Annotated in this window: 15 protein-coding genes; 3 read left to right on the forward strand and 12 right to left on the reverse strand. The window is 68.6% G+C overall.

Translation table 11 applies throughout. From position 1 onward, the window contains the following. Positions 1–34 precede the first annotated feature (34 nt). The 6 genes from ACFQRE_RS19845 to ACFQRE_RS19870 form a co-directional block, all read right to left on the reverse strand. Positions 35–733 (reverse strand): prepilin peptidase, encoded by a 699-nt coding sequence (locus ACFQRE_RS19845; protein WP_380125784.1) that lies wholly within the window; start codon positions 731–733, stop codon positions 35–37. Continuing rightward, positions 733–1,548, reverse strand: a complete 816-nt coding sequence (locus ACFQRE_RS19850; protein WP_380125786.1) for a shikimate dehydrogenase — start codon at positions 1,546–1,548, stop codon at positions 733–735. Before ACFQRE_RS19850 ends, ACFQRE_RS19845 begins: the two co-directional genes overlap by 1 nt. Beyond that, positions 1,545–2,714: an endolytic transglycosylase MltG gene (gene mltG / locus ACFQRE_RS19855; RefSeq protein ID WP_380125788.1), complete on the reverse strand. Its 1,170-nt coding sequence runs from the start codon at positions 2,712–2,714 to the stop codon at positions 1,545–1,547. Before mltG ends, ACFQRE_RS19850 begins: the two co-directional genes overlap by 4 nt. Further along, positions 2,711–3,226 (reverse strand): Holliday junction resolvase RuvX, encoded by a 516-nt coding sequence (gene ruvX / locus ACFQRE_RS19860; RefSeq protein WP_380125790.1) that lies wholly within the window; start codon positions 3,224–3,226, stop codon positions 2,711–2,713. Before ruvX ends, mltG begins: the two co-directional genes overlap by 4 nt. Beyond that, positions 3,223–5,916 (reverse strand): alanine--tRNA ligase, encoded by a 2,694-nt coding sequence (alaS, locus tag ACFQRE_RS19865; RefSeq protein WP_380125792.1) that lies wholly within the window; start codon positions 5,914–5,916, stop codon positions 3,223–3,225. Before alaS ends, ruvX begins: the two co-directional genes overlap by 4 nt. 165 nt (positions 5,917–6,081) lie before the next feature. After that, entirely contained in the window at positions 6,082–7,452 is a 1,371-nt protein-coding gene (locus ACFQRE_RS19870; protein WP_380125794.1) for a replication-associated recombination protein A, read from the reverse strand. Between the two features lie 122 nt (positions 7,453–7,574). Here ACFQRE_RS19870 and ACFQRE_RS19875 point away from each other — a divergent pair, with 122 nt between their 5' ends. Both ACFQRE_RS19875 and ACFQRE_RS19880 read left to right on the forward strand, forming a co-directional pair. After that, the gene (locus tag ACFQRE_RS19875; RefSeq protein ID WP_380125796.1) at positions 7,575–8,405 is read left to right on the forward strand and encodes an alpha/beta fold hydrolase; all 831 of its coding nucleotides are present in this window, start codon (positions 7,575–7,577) and stop codon (positions 8,403–8,405) included. Then, positions 8,402–9,181 (forward strand): GNAT family N-acetyltransferase, encoded by a 780-nt coding sequence (locus tag ACFQRE_RS19880; RefSeq protein ID WP_380125798.1) that lies wholly within the window; start codon positions 8,402–8,404, stop codon positions 9,179–9,181. Before ACFQRE_RS19875 ends, ACFQRE_RS19880 begins: the two co-directional genes overlap by 4 nt. 3 nt (positions 9,182–9,184) lie before the next feature. Here the strand turns inward: ACFQRE_RS19880 and ACFQRE_RS19885 are convergent, their stop codons facing one another. From ACFQRE_RS19885 to ACFQRE_RS19910, 6 genes are all read right to left on the reverse strand, one after another. Next, entirely contained in the window at positions 9,185–10,204 is a 1,020-nt protein-coding gene (locus tag ACFQRE_RS19885; protein WP_380125800.1) for a GTP pyrophosphokinase, read from the reverse strand. Next, on the reverse strand, positions 10,201–10,845 hold the full coding sequence (locus tag ACFQRE_RS19890) for an HAD family hydrolase (protein WP_380125802.1): 645 nt from the start codon (positions 10,843–10,845) through the stop codon (positions 10,201–10,203). The genes ACFQRE_RS19885 and ACFQRE_RS19890 overlap by 4 nt, the downstream gene beginning before the upstream one ends. A gap of 1 nt (position 10,846) precedes the next feature. Then, positions 10,847–12,688, reverse strand: coding sequence for an aspartate--tRNA ligase (gene aspS, locus ACFQRE_RS19895; RefSeq protein ID WP_380125804.1), 1,842 nt, complete (start codon positions 12,686–12,688; stop codon positions 10,847–10,849). 133 nt (positions 12,689–12,821) lie between these two features. Continuing rightward, positions 12,822–13,268 carry a YchJ family protein gene (locus ACFQRE_RS19900; RefSeq protein WP_380125806.1) on the reverse strand — a complete coding sequence of 149 codons (447 nt, stop codon included), beginning with the start codon at positions 13,266–13,268 and terminating at the stop codon, positions 12,822–12,824. Further along, on the reverse strand, positions 13,232–13,876 hold the full coding sequence (locus tag ACFQRE_RS19905) for an NUDIX domain-containing protein (RefSeq protein ID WP_380125808.1): 645 nt from the start codon (positions 13,874–13,876) through the stop codon (positions 13,232–13,234). Before ACFQRE_RS19905 ends, ACFQRE_RS19900 begins: the two co-directional genes overlap by 37 nt. Continuing rightward, the gene (locus ACFQRE_RS19910; protein WP_380125810.1) at positions 13,873–15,582 is read right to left on the reverse strand and encodes a CTP synthase; all 1,710 of its coding nucleotides are present in this window, start codon (positions 15,580–15,582) and stop codon (positions 13,873–13,875) included. Before ACFQRE_RS19910 ends, ACFQRE_RS19905 begins: the two co-directional genes overlap by 4 nt. 322 nt (positions 15,583–15,904) lie before the next feature. Between ACFQRE_RS19910 and ACFQRE_RS19915 the strand changes: the two genes are divergently transcribed. After that, positions 15,905–16,324, forward strand: coding sequence for a peptidase inhibitor family I36 protein (locus ACFQRE_RS19915; RefSeq protein ID WP_380125812.1), 420 nt, complete (start codon positions 15,905–15,907; stop codon positions 16,322–16,324). The last annotated feature ends 99 nt before the right edge of the window (positions 16,325–16,423 follow it).

Consider the following 16,423-nt stretch of genomic DNA (forward strand, 5'->3'; position numbering starts at 1 on the left):
TCACTCGCGACTGCGGGACGAAGGACGAAGTCGCTCACTGACCGACGAGCCCCGCGAGAACCTGCTCTGTCCACGCCAGGGCCACGAAGACTCCGCCACACATGAACGGCCCGAAGGCCATTGCGGATTTGCGACCCGCACGCCCGGTGAGCAGCAAAACCACCGCACCCACACCGCCGAGGACGAACGCGGCCAGGGTCCCGACGACGACGTGCCCCACCGAGAACCACCCGAGCAGCAGGCCGATGGTGGGTGCGAGCTGCACGTCCCCACCGCCAAACCCTCCACCGGGCAGGAAAGCGAAGAGGACGTAGAGCAGGGTCAGCACGATGCAGCAGATCGCCGCGGCCAAGAGCCGGTCCCACTCCCCCGTTGCGATCGTCGGCGGGACGAGCAGCAGAGCAAACGCTGGCAGCGCCGGGCGGGTGAGTCCCACCGGGAGCCGGTGGACGTCGATGTCGATCCAGACGAGACACACGCTCAGCCAGGCAAAGAGCAGGTATGCCGGCAGCGCGGCATACGCGGCCGTGTCACCGACCGTCTGGGCCAGGACGAGAACGAGTGCACCAAGCAACGGTGCCACCCACCAGGACGGCGGGGTCGCGTGACTCGCCTCGTCCTCGGGGATGCGGTAGCCGCCCGTGGACAGCTGTCGCCCGGTGACGTGACCCACGGCGATCCCGCCGACGATGAGGAGGGCGGTCGCGAGCAGGGGCACTGGCTGGCTGTCCATCAGCTGCTGTCTGCCTCAAGCACGGCGGCGAACATGGCGCCCACTGGACCGGGTCTCCCGGTCATCAGCTCGACCTGGGCAGCTGCCTGATAGACGAGCATGTCGAGACCGGAGACGATCTCGGCCCCGTGGTCGCGGGCGGCGCGAGCCAAGGGGGTGGGCCAGTCGGCGTAGACGACGTCGAGGAGGGTGCTGCCCGCGAACGCTGCGCCGGACGCGTCCACCGCGCTCGCTGCGGCGGCACTGCCAGCCTGCGGGAGCGTTGAGATCACCAATGGACGGGTGTCGTCGGCCCATCGCTCCAAGGGGACGTGCACGGCCCTGACGTTGTGCCGGGCAAGGAGCGCAAGGACGTCGGCAGCGGCCGAAGCATTGCGGGCGGCAACGACCACGTCGTGCACCCCGAGCTCGCTGAGCGCCAGAGCCGCGGACCGGCTCGTGGCTCCCGATCCGAGGATGGTGGCACGGCCGTCGTGTTCGACGTGCTCGACCGCGCGCACGATGCCGACGACGTCGGTGTTGTGGCCATCCCACTGTCCGTCACTGCGTCGCACCAGCGTATTGATCGCACCCGCATCTCGAGCCACGGCGGTCACGGTGGCGGCGACCTCGAACGCGGCCTCCTTGAGCGGCATCGTCAGGCTCAGTCCGCGCCAGGTCTCGTCGAGCCCGGCCACGACACCAGCCAACTCATCGGCGACGACCTCACGACGTCCGTACGTCCACTCGGAAAGGCCGAGTGCGGCATACGCCGCGGTGTGAAGGGCGGGTGAGAGCGAGTGCGAGACGGGCGACCCCAGGACGCCCGCTCTCACCGCCCGCAGTCCTTCGGATTGGCCTTGCAGTACGCATTGAGCTCCCGGACGTTGGCATTGTGCTCGGCCAGGGTCACGCCGTACTTGGTCTCGCCGGTGATGGGGTTGACCGCGACGAAGAAGAACCACGGCCCGTCGGCCGGCTTGGCCGCCGCATCGATCGAGGCCCGACCCGGGTTGCTGATCGGCCCCGGCGGCAGGCCCGGGTGGATGCGGGTGTTGTAGGGGTTCGACTCGTCCTCGAGTTCGGCCTGGCTCGGGAAGAGCGAACGCCGCTTCGCGCCATAGGACACAGCCGCGTCGGACTGGAGGAGTCCATAACTGGGCAGCCCCTCCGTCTCGATCCGGTTGAGGAAGACCCGGGCAATCTTGGGACGGTCCTCGTCGAGCTTGGCCTCGGCCTCCACGAGGGAGGCAAGGGTCAGGACCTTCTCACGGTCGGCGTCGACCACACCTGCCGCGTCGAGGGTCTTGATGGTCAGCGCCACCATGGCCTTGAGCTGTTCGGCTGCGGGAGTGCTCTTGTCGAACTCGTAGGTCGACGGGAAGAGGTAGCCCTCGACGTTGCCCTTGGCCGACGCCGGCAGGCCGATCGCCTCGGGGTTCTTGGCGGCCTGGGTGTACTGCGCCACCGGCACACCTGTGGCCTTGCTGAGCAGTGCGTAGACCTCCGTGGCCCACAGACCCTCGCGGATCGTGACCCCGCCGCCCTTGCGGCTGGCCGGATTGGTCAGCATGGTGAAGGCATCGATCGCCTTCATGCCCTTCTTGAGGGTGTAGGTCCCGGCCTGGATCTTGGCGCTCTGCTCCGGATCCGCTGCCGAGGCGTCGAGGTATGCCGTGCGGGTCTTGACCACGCCCGCCGCCTTGAGCGTGGACGCGATCGTCTCCCCGCTGTCACCAGCCTTGATGCTGACGTCGACGTCACCTGCGCCCGGGCCCGGGAAGTCCTCTGCCTCGTTGGAGCCTCCGCCGACGATCGACGACACGAGGGGCTTGAGCAGGGTGAAGGCGGTGACGGACGCGACGCCCACGAGGACCACGGCAACGATCAACGCGATCGTGCGACGCCCACGGCTGCGCTTGCGGCGCTGGTGGCGACGACGGCGCGGTTCATCGGGCGCGGGCTCTCCGAAGATCGTCGTGTCAAGGTGGTTCTGGCTCACCGTGGTCCGTCCTTCGTCTTCGGCCTGCGCCGTTTGTGCCTCACTGGCTCACCCGGTGGGCGGCCCGAACTGCGTTCCTCATCCAGTGCGGCTTGAAGGATGAGAACGGCCGCCGCCTGGTCGACGACTGCACGCTGCCGACGTCCGGCGACACCACTGTCGCGCAAGGCTCTGTGGGCACTGACACTCGTGAGTCGTTCGTCAACCAGACGGACGCCCACGGGAGCAACCCGGCGAGCCAACTCCGCAGCATACTTGCGGGCGGCTTGCGCGCTTGGACCTTCGTCGCCCGAAAGTGAGCGAGGCAGGCCGACGATGACCTCGAGGGCCTCCCGTTCGGTGCTCAGCGCGACGATTTCGGCGATGTCGTCGCTGGGCGTCTCGGCGTCGGGCCAGATGCGGGTGAGCGTGGCGTGCGGTGTCGCGAGCATGCCCGAGGGGTCGCTGAGGGCCACGCCGACACGCACCGTGCCGACGTCCACCCCCAGACGAACCCCGGGGCGGACGCTCAACCGACCAGCTCCCCTACGCGCCACTCGACGGCGTTGATGGCCTCGCCGGACTTCGAGATGTCCTGGCCACCGCCCTGGGCGATGTCGTCCTTGCCGCCGCCGCCGCCACCCAGGGTCTGGGCGGCGATGCGCACGAGCTCACCGGCCTTGATGCCCTTGTCGCGGGCGGCCTGGTTGGTGGCGATGACGACGACCGGCCGTCCCTTGGCGCCACCGGTCACGGCAACCACCGACGGTCCTGCGTCGCCGAGCTTCTGGCGAGCGTCGAGAACCATGGCGCGGACGTCGTCCGCACCGGCTTCGCCGCCAGCGTCGTGTCCGACGAACCGGACTCCACCGACGTCCTTGGCGTTGTCGCTGAGGGATCCGGCCGCCGCGAGCACGGCCTGCTTGCGGGTGCGCTCGAGCTCTCGCTCGGCGTCCTTGAGTCGCGTCACCATGGCACCGATGCGCTCGGTGAGCTCACCGGGCTGGGCGCCGACGAGGCCGGTCAGCTCGGCGACGATGGCGCGCTCCCGAGCGAGGTAGCGCAGGGCGTCGATGCCGACGAAGGCCTCGACGCGCCGGACTCCGGAGCCGATGGAGGACTCCCCAGTCACCGTGATGGCACCGACCTGCGAGGAGTGACCGACGTGGGTTCCACCGCAGAGCTCGCGCGACCAGGGGCCACCGATCTCGACGACGCGCACGTCCTCGCCATAGGTTTCACCGAAGAGCGCGAGCGCCCCGGCTTCACGGGCCTGGGCGAGCGACATCCACTGTGCCGAGACGGGCAGGTCCTTGCGCACCGCAAGGTTGGCGACCTCCTCGATCTCGCTGCGGGTCTGCGGCGAGAGTGCCTGTCCCCACGCGAAGTCGAGACGGAGATAGCCGGGCTTGTTGTAGGAGCCGGACTGCAGCGCCGACGGGCCCAGCACCTGGCGGAGCGCGGCGTGGATGACGTGGGTGCCGGAGTGGGCCTGGCACGCGGAGAGGCGCCACTCGGGGTCCACCTCGGCGAGCACGCCTGCACCCGCGCGAAGCGGCCCGTGGACGACCTCGACGGTGTGGGCGATGAGGCCCTTGACCGGACGCTGCACGTCCATGACCTTGAGGTGGACGCCGTCGGCCGTGATGACGCCCTCGTCGGCGACCTGACCACCGGACTCGGCATAGAAGGGGGTGCGGTCGAGGACGACCTGGCCCTGCTGGCCGGGCTCGATCTCCTCGACTCGGTTGCCGTCGACGACCAGACCGATGACCTTGGCCTCGCTCGTCAGCTCCTGCCACGCGCGGAAGTCGGTCTCGCCGGAGGAGCGCAGCTCCTTCCACACCTCGGTGTTGGCGTGGCCGGACTTCTTGGACTTGGCGTCGGCCTTGGCGCGGTTGCGCTGCTCGAGCATGAGGCGGGTGAAGCCCTCACGGTCGACGGAGAGGCCGTGCTCCTCCGCCATCTCGAGGGTGAGGTCGATCGGGAAGCCGTAGGTGTCGTGGAGCTGGAAGGCCTGGTCACCGGCCAGCGTCGTGCCACCGGACTCCTTCGTCCTGGACACCGCGGTGTCCAGGATCGTCGTCCCGGAGGCGAGCGTGCGTCGGAAAGCCTCCTCCTCGGCATACGCGATCTTGCTGATCCGGTCGAAGCCGGTCTCGAGCTCGGGGTAGGACTGCTTCATCCGCTCCATCGAGACGGGGAGCAGGTGTGGCAGGGCCGGGTCGTCATACCCGAGGAGGCGCATCGAGCGCACGGCCCGTCGCAACATCCGGCGCAGGACGTAGCCACGGCCTTCGTTCCCAGGAGTGACGCCATCGCCGATGAGCATGAGTGAGGACCGGATGTGGTCGGCGACGACTCGCAGGCGGACGTCGTCGGGGTGTGATCCCTGGGCGGAGTGGCCCGAGTTGGCGCCATAGGACTTGCCGGTCATCTCCGCGGCCTTGGCGAGGACGGGGTAGACCTCGTCGATCTCGTAGAGATTGTCGACGCCCTGCAGGACCGAGGCGATGCGCTCGAGGCCCATGCCGGTGTCGATGTTCTGCGCCGGGAGCGGGCCCTCGATGACGAAGTCGTCCTTGGCACGGACTTCCGAGAGCTCCTCCTGCATGAAGACGAGGTTCCAGATCTCCATGTAGCGGTCCTCGTCCACCGCCGGGCCACCCTCGACGCCGTACTCCTCGCCGCGGTCGTAGAAGATCTCGCTGCACGGGCCGCCGGGGCCGGGGACACCCATGTGCCAGTAGTTGTCGAGCTTGCCGCGGCGCACGATGCGGTCGAGCGGGATCGAGGTGTACTCGGCCCACAGGCGCTCGGCCTCGTCGTCGTCCTCGTAGACCGTCGCCCACAGGCGGTCGGGGTCGAGGCCGTAGCCACCCTCGTCCTGCGAGGTGGTGAGGAGCTGCCACGCGAAGCGGATGGCGTCCTTCTTGAAGTAGTCCCCGAAGGAGAAGTTGCCGTTCATCTGGAAGAACGTGCCGTGACGCGAGGTCTTGCCGACCTCCTCGATGTCACCGGTGCGGACGCACTTCTGGACGCTCGTGGCGCGCTCCCACGGCGGCGTCTCCTGGCCTGAGAAGTAGGGCTTGAACGGCACCATGCCGGCGTTGACGAACAGCAGGTTGGGGTCGTCGTGGATGAGCGGCGCGGAGGGCACCACCGTGTGGCCGTTCTTCTCGAAGAAGGCAAGCCAGCGGCGCCGGATCTCAGCGGTTTCCATGTGGGCAGTCCTGGAGGTTGAAAGGCATCGGGTCGAGTGCGTCGGGCCCGGGTGGGGCACCGGTGAATCCTACGGGTCGCACCTCCACCAGCGCCCCCGCGTTCCTCGCCACGGGGCTTCGGTCCTCAACGGCGGGAGATACACCGCGTTGGTGAGGACCGGGTGTCAGCGCCCGCCGAGGCGTTCCTTGAGCCAGGTCCAACGCTCCTGCAGCCGCGCCTCGAAGCCGCGATCGGTCGGCTGGTAGTAGTCCGTCTTGCCGTGCAGGTCGTCCGGGAGGTACTGCTGGCGCGCGACCCCGTCGGCCTCGTCGTGCGCATAGACGTAGCCGTCACCGTGTCCGAGACGGGTCGCCCCCGCATACCCGCTTCCGCGAAGGTGAGGGGGCACGGCCCCGCCACGTCCACCACGGATGTCGGCGATGGCGGCGTTGATCCCGGCATACGCAGCGTTGCTCTTGGGGGCGAGCGTGTTGTGAACAACCGCCTGCGCCAAGATGATTCGCGCTTCTGGCATACCGACCTGCGCAACCGCGTGCATCGCGGCGACGGCTGTCTGGAGGGCGGTCGGGTCACCCATGCCGACATCCTCGCTGGCCGAGATGACGATGCGCCGGGCGATGAAACGCGGGTCCTCGCCCGCCTCCAGCTGGCGGGCGAGATAGTGCAGCGCAGCGTCGACGTCGGAACCGCGCATCGACTTGATGAACGCGGACGCGACGTCGTAGTGCTGGTCACCGGTCTTGTCGTAGCGCACCGACGCCTGGGCAACGGCCTGCTCCGCGTGGGCAAGGATGATCTCGATCGGGGACTCGTCGGATCGTCCGGCAGGTGCGTCGTCGAGAGCCACGCCCGCGGCAGCCTCGAGCGACGTGAGCGCCCGCCGGGCGTCACCACCGGAGATGCGCACGAGGTGCTCGCGCGCTTCCTTCGACAATGCGTATGCCGCGTCGAGACCGCGCGCGTCGCTCACCGCCGAGTCGAGCACCTCGGTGACCTGCGCGTCGTCGAGCGAGGTGAGGGTGATGAGCATCGAGCGAGAGAGCAGGGGTGCGATGACGGAGAAGGACGGATTCTCCGTCGTGGCTGCGACGAGGATGACCTGACGGGTCTCGACGCCGGGCAGCAGCGCGTCCTGCTGCGCCTTGGTGAACCGGTGGATCTCGTCGAGGAAGAGCACCGTCTGCCGGTCGTAGAGGTCCCGGTTGCGCGCAGCCGCCTCCATCACGGCGCGCACGTCCTTGACGCCGGCGGTGACGGCCGACAGTTCGACGAACTCGCGGTTCGCCGCAGTGGCGACGAGGTGCGCCAGGGTCGTCTTGCCCGTTCCGGGGGGACCCCAGAGGATTGCGCTCAAGGAGCCAGCGGTGCCTGCCGAGCCTTCGATCAGCCGACGCAGGGGGCTCCCGGAGCGCAGGACAGCGTCCTGGCCCCTGACCTCGTCGATCGAGGCAGGACGCATCCGGACAGCGAGAGGAGGCAAGGTCGTGGAGCCGGTCCCCTCAGCTGAGGCGAAGAGGTCGTCGGGGGGCGGCACCCGAGAAGACTAACGCGCAGGTCAGACATGTGATGCAGGTCACACCAACCTCTCGTTCAGCCTGCAACGAATTCCGTGCATAGGGTCAGGAGACCCTCTGGCTCCTTCTCGAAAGGTGAACCATGACCAACGCTCCCTTGACGACACCGACCTCGCCGACGCTGCACCACGAGGACACGGGCGGTGACGGCCGACCGGTCGTCCTCATCCACGGATGGCCCCTGTCCGGCGCGTCGTGGAAGGACACCATCCCGGCGCTCACCGACGCCGGGCTCCGTGTCATCACCTACGACCGCCGCGGGTTCGGGCACTCCGCTCCGGCTGCGGACGGCCGCTACGACTACGACGCCCTGACCGCCGACCTCGCCGGGCTCATCGAGCAGCTCGACCTGCGCGACGTCTCGCTCGTCGGGTTCTCCATGGGCGGTGGCGAGGTCGCCCGCTACGTGGGTACGCACGGCGAGGAGCGCCTGCACAGCATCGCCTTCGCCTCCGCGATCCCACCGTGGCTCCTCAAGAGCGACGACAACCCGGACGGTGGCCTCCCCCGGGCCGAGGCCGAGAAGATGCAGGCCGGCCTGAGTGCTGACCGCGAGGGTTTCCTGGACGAGTTCACCAGGAACTTCTTCAGCGCTGGCGGCGAGCTCAAGGTGACCGAGGCGCAGCGCGCCGAGGCCGTCGCGATCGCCGCCCAGGCCGACCTCGACGCGGCTGTGACCTGCATCGGTTCCTGGCTCGAGGACTTCACGGGCGACCTCGCCAAGGTCACCGTGCCGACCCTGGTCATCCACGGCGACTCCGACGCCATCGTGCCGATCCAGGCCTCCGGTCAGCGCACCCACGCGCAGGTTGCGGGCAGCGAGCTCGTCACCATCAAGGACGGCCCGCACGGCATCAACGCCAGCCACGCCGAGGCGTTCAACGCGGCGCTGGTGCGGTTCCTCACCGCGTGACCCGAGCTCACCGCGACGTCGAGCGTCTCCCGTCGAGGGAGGCGCTCGTCGTCGCGAGCGCAGGCCACCCGGTCGTCCGCTTCGACACCGGCGCCGGCCTGCTCCTGCCGGCCATCGGCCTGACCGGGACGTCGGCGGTCGCTTGGGCCCAGACGTGGACGGACGGACGCAGGGGCGTGCAGGTGCTGGGCGAGCGCGACGAGGTGGCGGCGCTTCTCGCGGCTCCGCAGTTCCCGGAGTGGTTCGCGCGGCACGACCCGGTGCACGTCACTGCCCCCCGCGAGATCTATCCGGTTGTCGATGATGCGCTCCCCGTCCGAGGCGGGAACACATGGGACTGGATGTGGACCGACACTCCCCCGCCGACGCTCCCCGCCGAGACCCGCGTCGAACAGATCCGGGACGACGAGCACGACGCCCTCGTCACCTTCCTGCGCACCCACAACCCCGAGACCCACGCTGCACCGTTCAGTCGCCCACAGCAGCAGTGGGTCGTGGTGCGCGACGACTCCGGCAGCATCATCGGCTGTGGGTGCGACGAGCCGGGCAACGCCGCGGTCCCGCTGCTCGGTGGCATCACCGTCGAACCCACGCGTCGGGGTGAGGGGCTGGGAGCCGCGATCACGGCATACCTGACTCGCGAAGCGATCGAACGCACGGGTGCGTCGTCACTGGGAGTCTTCGAGGACAACGCGCACGCGCGCACCCTGTATGAGCGCCTCGGCTACGTCGTCGGCCTGGCCGCACGCACGCGGTTCGTGGTGCGTCCGAACTGAGCGTCAGGACTGGGTGGCGCGCACCTTGTCGAGACGGGCAGTGAGCGACTCGACACGGTGCGAGTTGCCGTGCAGGTTGATGTAGCGCGGCCCGAAGACGGCGAGCAGGGCATCGTCGAGCCGACGCACGGCTCCCGCCGGGTAGCGGTAGTCCATCCGCTCGTTGATGCCCTGGGCGTCGATCGACCCGAGCAGTCCGCCGAGCTCGTCGAGCGAGGTGATGCCGAGCTCGAGCAGCAGGCCCGAGATCCACGAGTAGTGGTCGGTACGCGACCAGCCAGCCTCCTGGAACTGCGCGGACAGGAAGGCGGCCAGGTCAGTGCCGCTGATGCGCGGGTCGTCGTCGGCGATCCCGGTGTCGACACCGCCCACGCTCGCCTGCAGGCGGTCACGGATGGCCGTGAACTCACGGTCGGCGAGCTCCAAAAGCCCTGCGGCAAGGGTGAATCGGCGGTCCAGGTCCGGGACGTCTGCCGCAGGGACCGAGCCCTTGTAGCGGACGTCGTGCTCGAACTCGGCCCACGCGTGCTGCAGGATCGTGCGCACCTGGACGGACGCCGAGCGTCCCCGAAGATGCGCGTATGCCGGGTCGCTCTCGTTCTCGTCGAGGGTCACCAGGAGGTGCCGGCTGGCGTAGCCGAACCGACCCTCGCTCGCTGTCTCCTGACCGAGGTCGCGGTCATCGAGGACGCTGAACTCACCCGACAGCAGGTCGGCGACAGCGGCCACGTCACCGTGCAGGTAGGTGACGACGCGGACGCCGATCTGGTCGGTGATCTCGGTGAGCGGGTCCGTGTAGAGCGGCTCACCGTTGACGAATCGGGCCGCCTTGCCTGCGAACGACCCCACGCTCTTGGCGCGCCCGGTCACACTGACGTAGTTGATGCCGGCGTCGTCGAGCATGGCCGTGATCATCGCGGCGAAGTCGTCAGCGACCGTACGCAATTCCGGCTGCTGGGCGGCATACGCCTTGATCGCCAAGCGCACGACGTCGCCGTCGGCTGAGTCGGACGTCGTGGTCACGCTGGCCACCCCAGAGCGGCCCGCAGCCCGGCGACGCCGGAGGTCGGGTCGTGGTGCACGGCCCGGATGCCGACCTGGCGTGCGGCCTCGACGTTGGCCTCGACGTCGTCGACGAAGCCCACCTGCTCGGCCGCAACGTCGAGCTGCTCGAGCACGCGCTCGAAGTAGGCGAGCTCGGGCTTCCTCGCTCCGAGGTCACACGAGTAGAACGAGCGCGCGAAGACGTCGTCGTAGCCGAACACCCGGCGCAGGTAGTCCTTGCGATGGTCCTGCTGGTTGGTCGCCAGGACACAGGTGACTCCGGACGCCGCGACCTGCTGGACGAGGAGCACGGCCTCGTCGTCGCCGTCGACCTGTTCCCAGAGCTCGAGCAGGTCATCGACGCTCGCCGTGGCCTCTGGCCAGTCAACGAGAACGTGCGCCAGGACATCGCGGAAGGGCGCCTCCCCGCGCAGGGCTGGAACCTCGGCGGCAAAGACTGCCTCGGCGAAACCCGGGCCACCCCAGGCGTCGAGCCGCGAAACCCACTCGTGCCTCGGGTGCTGGATGACACCGTCGGCGTCCCACAGCAGGACGCTGACCGGTCGCGCCGGATCGAGGGGCCGGTCGACCACGATGTCGATGTCGGCGCGGAGGGTCATGTCAGGCTTGCTCCGGCTTCGACTCGGGCGCTCGCTCAGGCGTGACCTCAGACTTGGCCTCACCCTTGGGCTCGGGCCTGGCGTCGACCCCGGCTTCCTTGCGCTGCTCCGGTGTGATCGGCGCAGGCGCAGCGGTCAGCGGGTCATAGCCGCCACCGGACTTGGGGAACGCGATGACGTCGCGGATCGACTCGGTGCCGGCGAGCAGCGACACGATGCGGTCCCACCCGAACGCGATGCCGCCGTGCGGCGGGGCGCCGAAGGCGAAGGCGTCGAGGAGGAAGCCGAACTTCTCCTGAGCCTCCTCGTCCGAGAGGCCCATGACCTTGAAGACACGCTCCTGGATGTCACGACGGTGGATTCGGATCGAGCCGCCACCGATCTCGTTGCCGTTGCACACCATGTCGTAGGCATAGGCGAGCGCCGGGCCCGGGTCGGAGTCGAACGACTCCATGAACTCGGCCTTGGGCGAGGTGAAGGCGTGGTGGACGGCCGTCCACGCTCCTGCACCGACGGCGACGTCACCGGCGGCGACAGCCTCGGAGGCCGGCTCGAAGAGTGGCGCGTCCAGCACCCAGAGGAAGCTCCAGGCACTCTCGTCGATGAGCTCACAGCGCTTGCCGATCTCGAGACGGGCAGCGCCCAGGAGGGCGCGCGAGGACTTCGTGGCACCGGCGGCGAAGAAGACGCAGTCGCCGGGCTGGGCGCCGACGTGGGCAGCCAGGCCGGTCTTCTCGTCATCGGACAGGTTCTTGGCGACCGGTCCTCCCAGCTCACCGTCGTCATTCACCAGCACATAGGCCAGACCCTTGGCACCGCGGCTCTTGGCCCAGTCCTGCCAGGCGTCGAGCTGTTTGCGCGGTTGCGACGCGCCCCCGGGCATGACGACGGCGCCGACGTACTCGGCCTGGAACACGCGGAACGGCGTCTGGCTGAAGTAGTCGGTGCACTCGACGAGCTCGTTGCCGAAGCGCAGGTCGGGCTTGTCCGAACCGAAGCGACGCATGGCGTCGGCATAGGTCAGCTGCTCGAAGGGGACGTCGAGGTCGACGTCGATGAGCTTCCAGACGGCCTTGGCGATGGCCTCACCGAGCTCGAGGACATCGGTCTGCTCGACGAACGACATCTCGATGTCGAGCTGGGTGAACTCGGGCTGGCGGTCGGCACGGAAGTCCTCGTCGCGATAGCAGCGGGCGATCTGGTAGTAGCGCTCCATGCCGGCGACCATGAGCAGCTGCTTGAACAGCTGCGGGCTCTGCGGCAGGGCGTACCAGGAGCCGGGGGCCAGTCGCGCGGGCACGAGGAAGTCGCGTGCGCCCTCGGGCGTGGAACGCGTCAGGGTCGGCGTCTCGATCTCGACGAAGTCGCGGCCCTCGAGCACGCGGCGCGCGGCAGCGTTGACCTTGGAACGCAGTCGCAGCGCGGTGCCGGCCGAGGACTTGCCCGGGCGGCGCAGGTCGAGGTAGCGGTGCTTGAGGCGGGCCTCTTCACCGACGGTGACGCGCTCGTCGATCTGGAACGGCAGCGGCGCACTCGGCGCGAGCACCTCGATGGCGCTCGCCACGACCTCGACGGCCCCGGTGGGCAACTCGGCGTTGACGTTGGCCTCACTGCGCGCGACGACCTCGCCGGTCACCTTGATGCAGAACTCGGCGCGCAGGTCGTGAGCAGCACCGGTGAGGACCTCGTCACGCGCGACCACCTGGACCACACCACTGGCATCACGCAGGTCGATGAAGGCAACGCCCCCGTGATCGCGACGCTTGGCCACCCAGCCGGTGAGCGTGACGGTCTGGTCGGTGTGGTCGGCGCGCAGAGTGCCGGCCTCATGGGTGCGGAGCACGAGGGGTCCTGTCGATTCGGGGGTGATGAACCCCGTCATCCTACGGAGTTGCCCCCACGCCACACGAACCGCATTTCCGGTATGCCGTGCGGTCCCTTCACGACGAAGGGCTCCGGCGATCACGCGAGGCGGATCACTCGCTCGGCTCGACGCCGTCCCGATAGAACCAGCGACCGGCCCGACGCACGAACGTGCTGCGCTCACGCAGCGCGCCGGACTGCCGCGAGCGACCCTCACCGGAGCGCCAGTGCGCGGCGAACTCCACGACGCCTTCGACGTCATCCCCGGACGAGCCGAGGATCTCGAGGCCCACCCATGCGAATGAACCGTCAGGGCTCACGTCCGTGGGTCGGGTCGCGGGATGCCACGTGCGGAAGAGGTGGTCACCATCACCGACGGCGTATGCCGTGTAGCGCGATCGCATGACCGTCACCGGAGTCGGTGGCCAGGTCTCCCCCGCCAGGAACGGGCCACAGCAGGAAGACAGGGAGGCTCCGGAGGGCTGCCCTCCGCACGGGCACGGTTGGTCGCCCGAGGCGGTGATCACGCGCGCTCCACGCCACCCGGGCCCTGCGGCCATGGGGTGTCGTGGGGTCGAAGGGAGTCCCAGTTCCGCTGTCGCGCAACGTGAGCAGCGAGAACGGCGGAGACGAGGATGCCGTTCTGGACACGGCCCTCGAGCACGGCTTCCACAGCGTCGTCGAGCGCAACCCAGGCCAGCGGCATACCGTGCTCTTCGGCCTCGCGAACGTGACGTCCGGACTCGGGGCCGCGCGAGACACCGCGCGCGAGGAAGACCCGGATGGCTTCGTCGAGACCGCCCGGCGACGGGCGCAGGTCGACGAGGACGTCGAAGCGGCCGGCGACGAGGTCGGCCTCCTCGTGCAGCTCGCGGGCCGCGGCCACCCAGGGTGGCTCGCCCTCGACGTCGAGCAGACCCGCCGGGATCTCCCACTCGCGGGTGCGGATGGGGTGGCGGTACTGCTGGATGAGGCAGATGCGCCCGTCGTCGTCGAGGGCGACCACGGCGACGGCCCCGGGGTGCTGGACGTACTCACGCACGTGCAGGCCGGCGTCTGCGAGGTCGACCTCGTCCCGCACGACGTCCCACACCCGGCCCTCTACGAGGACCTCTGTGTGGCGTACCGGACGAGGGTCGAACTCGTCGGCGAACGGGTCCGCGCTCACACGGCCTCGGCGTCGGCGCTCACCTTGGGACGCTCGACCTCGACGAGACGCGCGGCGCGCTGCTCTTGGATGGCGGCGCCGATGAGCCCGGCGAAGAGCGGGTGGGCCCGCGTCGGGCGCGACTTGAACTCCGGGTGCGCCTGCGTCGCGACGTAATAGGGGTGCTCGTCACGGGCCAGCTCGACGAACTCCACGAGGCCGAGCTCGGGGTGCGTCCCGGAGATGACGAGACCCGCTTCCTCGATCTGCGCCCGGTAGGACTCGTTCACCTCGTAGCGGTGACGGTGGCGCTCGTCGGCGCTCAGGGCGCCGTAGACCTCTGCGACAACCGAACCCGCGCGCAGGTCGGCGCGCTGGGAACCCAGTCGCATCGTCCCGCCCAGGTCACCGGCGCCCTCGACGAACGCCTTCTGCTCCTCGATGGTCGCGATGACCGGAGCCGGCGTCTCGGGGTCGAACTCGGTCGAGCTGGCACCGTCGATGCCGGCAACGTTGCGGGCGTACTCAATGACCATGCACTGCAGCCCGAGGCAGATGCCGAGCGTCGGGACGCGGTGGGTCCGTGCCCAGGTCAGCGCTCCGAGCTTGCCCTCGATGCCACGCACACCGAAACCGCCGGGGACGAGGACGGCGTCCACGCCGCCGAGGGACTTCTGCGCCCCGGCCTCGGTCTGGCACTCGTCGCTCGCGACCCAACGGATCTTGACCTTGGCGTCGTGGTGGAAGCCACCGGCACGCAGGGCCTCGGTGACGGAGAGATAGGCGTCGGGCAGGTCGATGTACTTGCCGACGAGGGCGACCTCGACCTGGTGCTCGGGGTTGTGGACGCGACCGAGCAGGCGGTCCCAGTCGGTCCAGTCGACGTCCCGGAAGGTCAGCCCGAGGCGACGGATGACGTAGGCGTCGAGTCCCTCACGGTGCAACACCTTGGGGATGTCGTAGATGCTCGGAGCGTCGACACAGGCAGCAACGCCTTCGGTGTCGACGTCGCACATGAGCGAGATCTTGCGCTTGATCGGCTCGGGGATCTCCCGATCGGCGCGCAGGACAAGGGCATCGGGCTGGATGCCGACCTGGCGCAGCGCGGCAACGGAGTGCTGCGTCGGCTTGGTCTTGAGCTCACCGCTGGGGGCGAGATAGGGCACGAGCGAGACGTGGAGGAAGAAGACCTTGTCGCGACCGAGGTCGTGACGGACCTGACGGGCCGCCTCGAGGAAGGGCAGCGACTCGATGTCGCCGACGGTTCCGCCGATCTCGGTGATGATGACGTCGGGCGCCTCGGCGTCGTCGACGTCGGGAGCGCCGGCCGCCTGGGCGCGCATGCGCTCCTTGATCTCGTTGGTGATGTGCGGGATGACCTGGACGGTGTCGCCGAGGTACTCACCGCGCCGCTCCTTGGCAATGACCTTGTTGTAGACCTGACCGGTCGTGACGTTGGCCTTGCCGATGAGGTTGCGGTCGAGGAAGCGCTCGTAGTGCCCCACATCGAGGTCGGTCTCGGCACCGTCATCGGTGACGAAGACCTCGCCGTGCTGGAACGGGTTCATCGTTCCGGGGTCCACGTTGAGATAGGGGTCGAGCTTCTGCATCGTCACGCGCAAACCGCGTGCCCTGAGCAGGAATCCGAGGCTGGATGCCGTGAGGCCCTTGCCGAGCGAAGAGGCGACGCCTCCGGTCACGAAGATCTGTTTCGTCTGAGCCACCACGGGCTTCAACAATACGTCATCGCAGCCATCGCGCTCACCACGACGCACACGCAGACGCAGCGGAGCGGAGCGATGCCTTGCAGGCCATCCGGACGTCCACCACGCCCGCACGCCGTCTCAAACGGGTCGACACCAAGCCGGAGCCGTGGGCTCAGCGAACGGTACGCGACCTGAGACAGGACGCGCTATCACGCACGATCCGCACAGCGCGCGAAACTTGCTGTTCATGGCGAGTTCTCGCCACCGAGTGGCGTGCTGCTGCCCTTCGTCCTAATTTGGCGATACACGAAGCCGATGGCTTCAATTAGGAGGGGATCACGAAGTGTTCAAAGCAATTACACGCGTTGCGGCCACAGCGGTCATCGCGACGGGAGTCAGTATGGGTGGCGCCGCCATTGCGTCCGCAGCCCCCTGTCCTGCGGGCTACATGTGCGGTTGGGGCGACCGCGACTACCTCACCAGCGGGAGTCAGGCTGCCAACGTCAAGGCCTATGAATGCCAGTACGATCTCGCGTTCCTCAACTACTCAGGAACCACGCGTCGATCTCAGGACGACATCACTTCTGTCTACAACAATGGGAACAGCAACAACGGGTACTACTACACAGCCGCCGGATACGGTGGCACCCCGATGCTCGTTTCCCGTGGGACCGGCAAGCCTGAACTAAATGTGTCGAACTCAGGAATGAACGACAAGATCAGCTCATTCAAGTTCACCAGCGCGTCCAACACCTGCCACTGATGGAATCTTGGCTGATGCGGTGTCGGGAGACGCTTGTTTTCGTCTGCGCCCTGTTGGCCCTGGTCGCGTGCTCGCCTGGTTCATCAAACCAGGCGAGCG

The sequence above is a fragment of the Knoellia pratensis genome, from assembly GCF_042666395.1.
Lineage (GTDB): Bacteria > Actinomycetota > Actinomycetes > Actinomycetales > Dermatophilaceae > Knoellia > Knoellia pratensis.

Excerpts from the sequence above, each read along its gene's own strand:
- ACFQRE_RS19875 (WP_380125796.1), top strand. The coding sequence starts at position 7,575 with ATGACCAACGCTCCCTTGACGACACCGACCTCGCCGACGCTGCACCAC.
- ACFQRE_RS19900 (WP_380125806.1), bottom strand. The coding sequence starts at position 13,268 with ATGGCCGCAGGGCCCGGGTGGCGTGGAGCGCGCGTGATCACCGCCTCG.
- alaS (WP_380125792.1), bottom strand. The coding sequence starts at position 5,916 with ATGGAAACCGCTGAGATCCGGCGCCGCTGGCTTGCCTTCTTCGAGAAG.
- ACFQRE_RS19845 (WP_380125784.1), bottom strand. The coding sequence starts at position 733 with ATGGACAGCCAGCCAGTGCCCCTGCTCGCGACCGCCCTCCTCATCGTC.
- ACFQRE_RS19890 (WP_380125802.1), bottom strand. The coding sequence starts at position 10,845 with ATGACCCTCCGCGCCGACATCGACATCGTGGTCGACCGGCCCCTCGAT.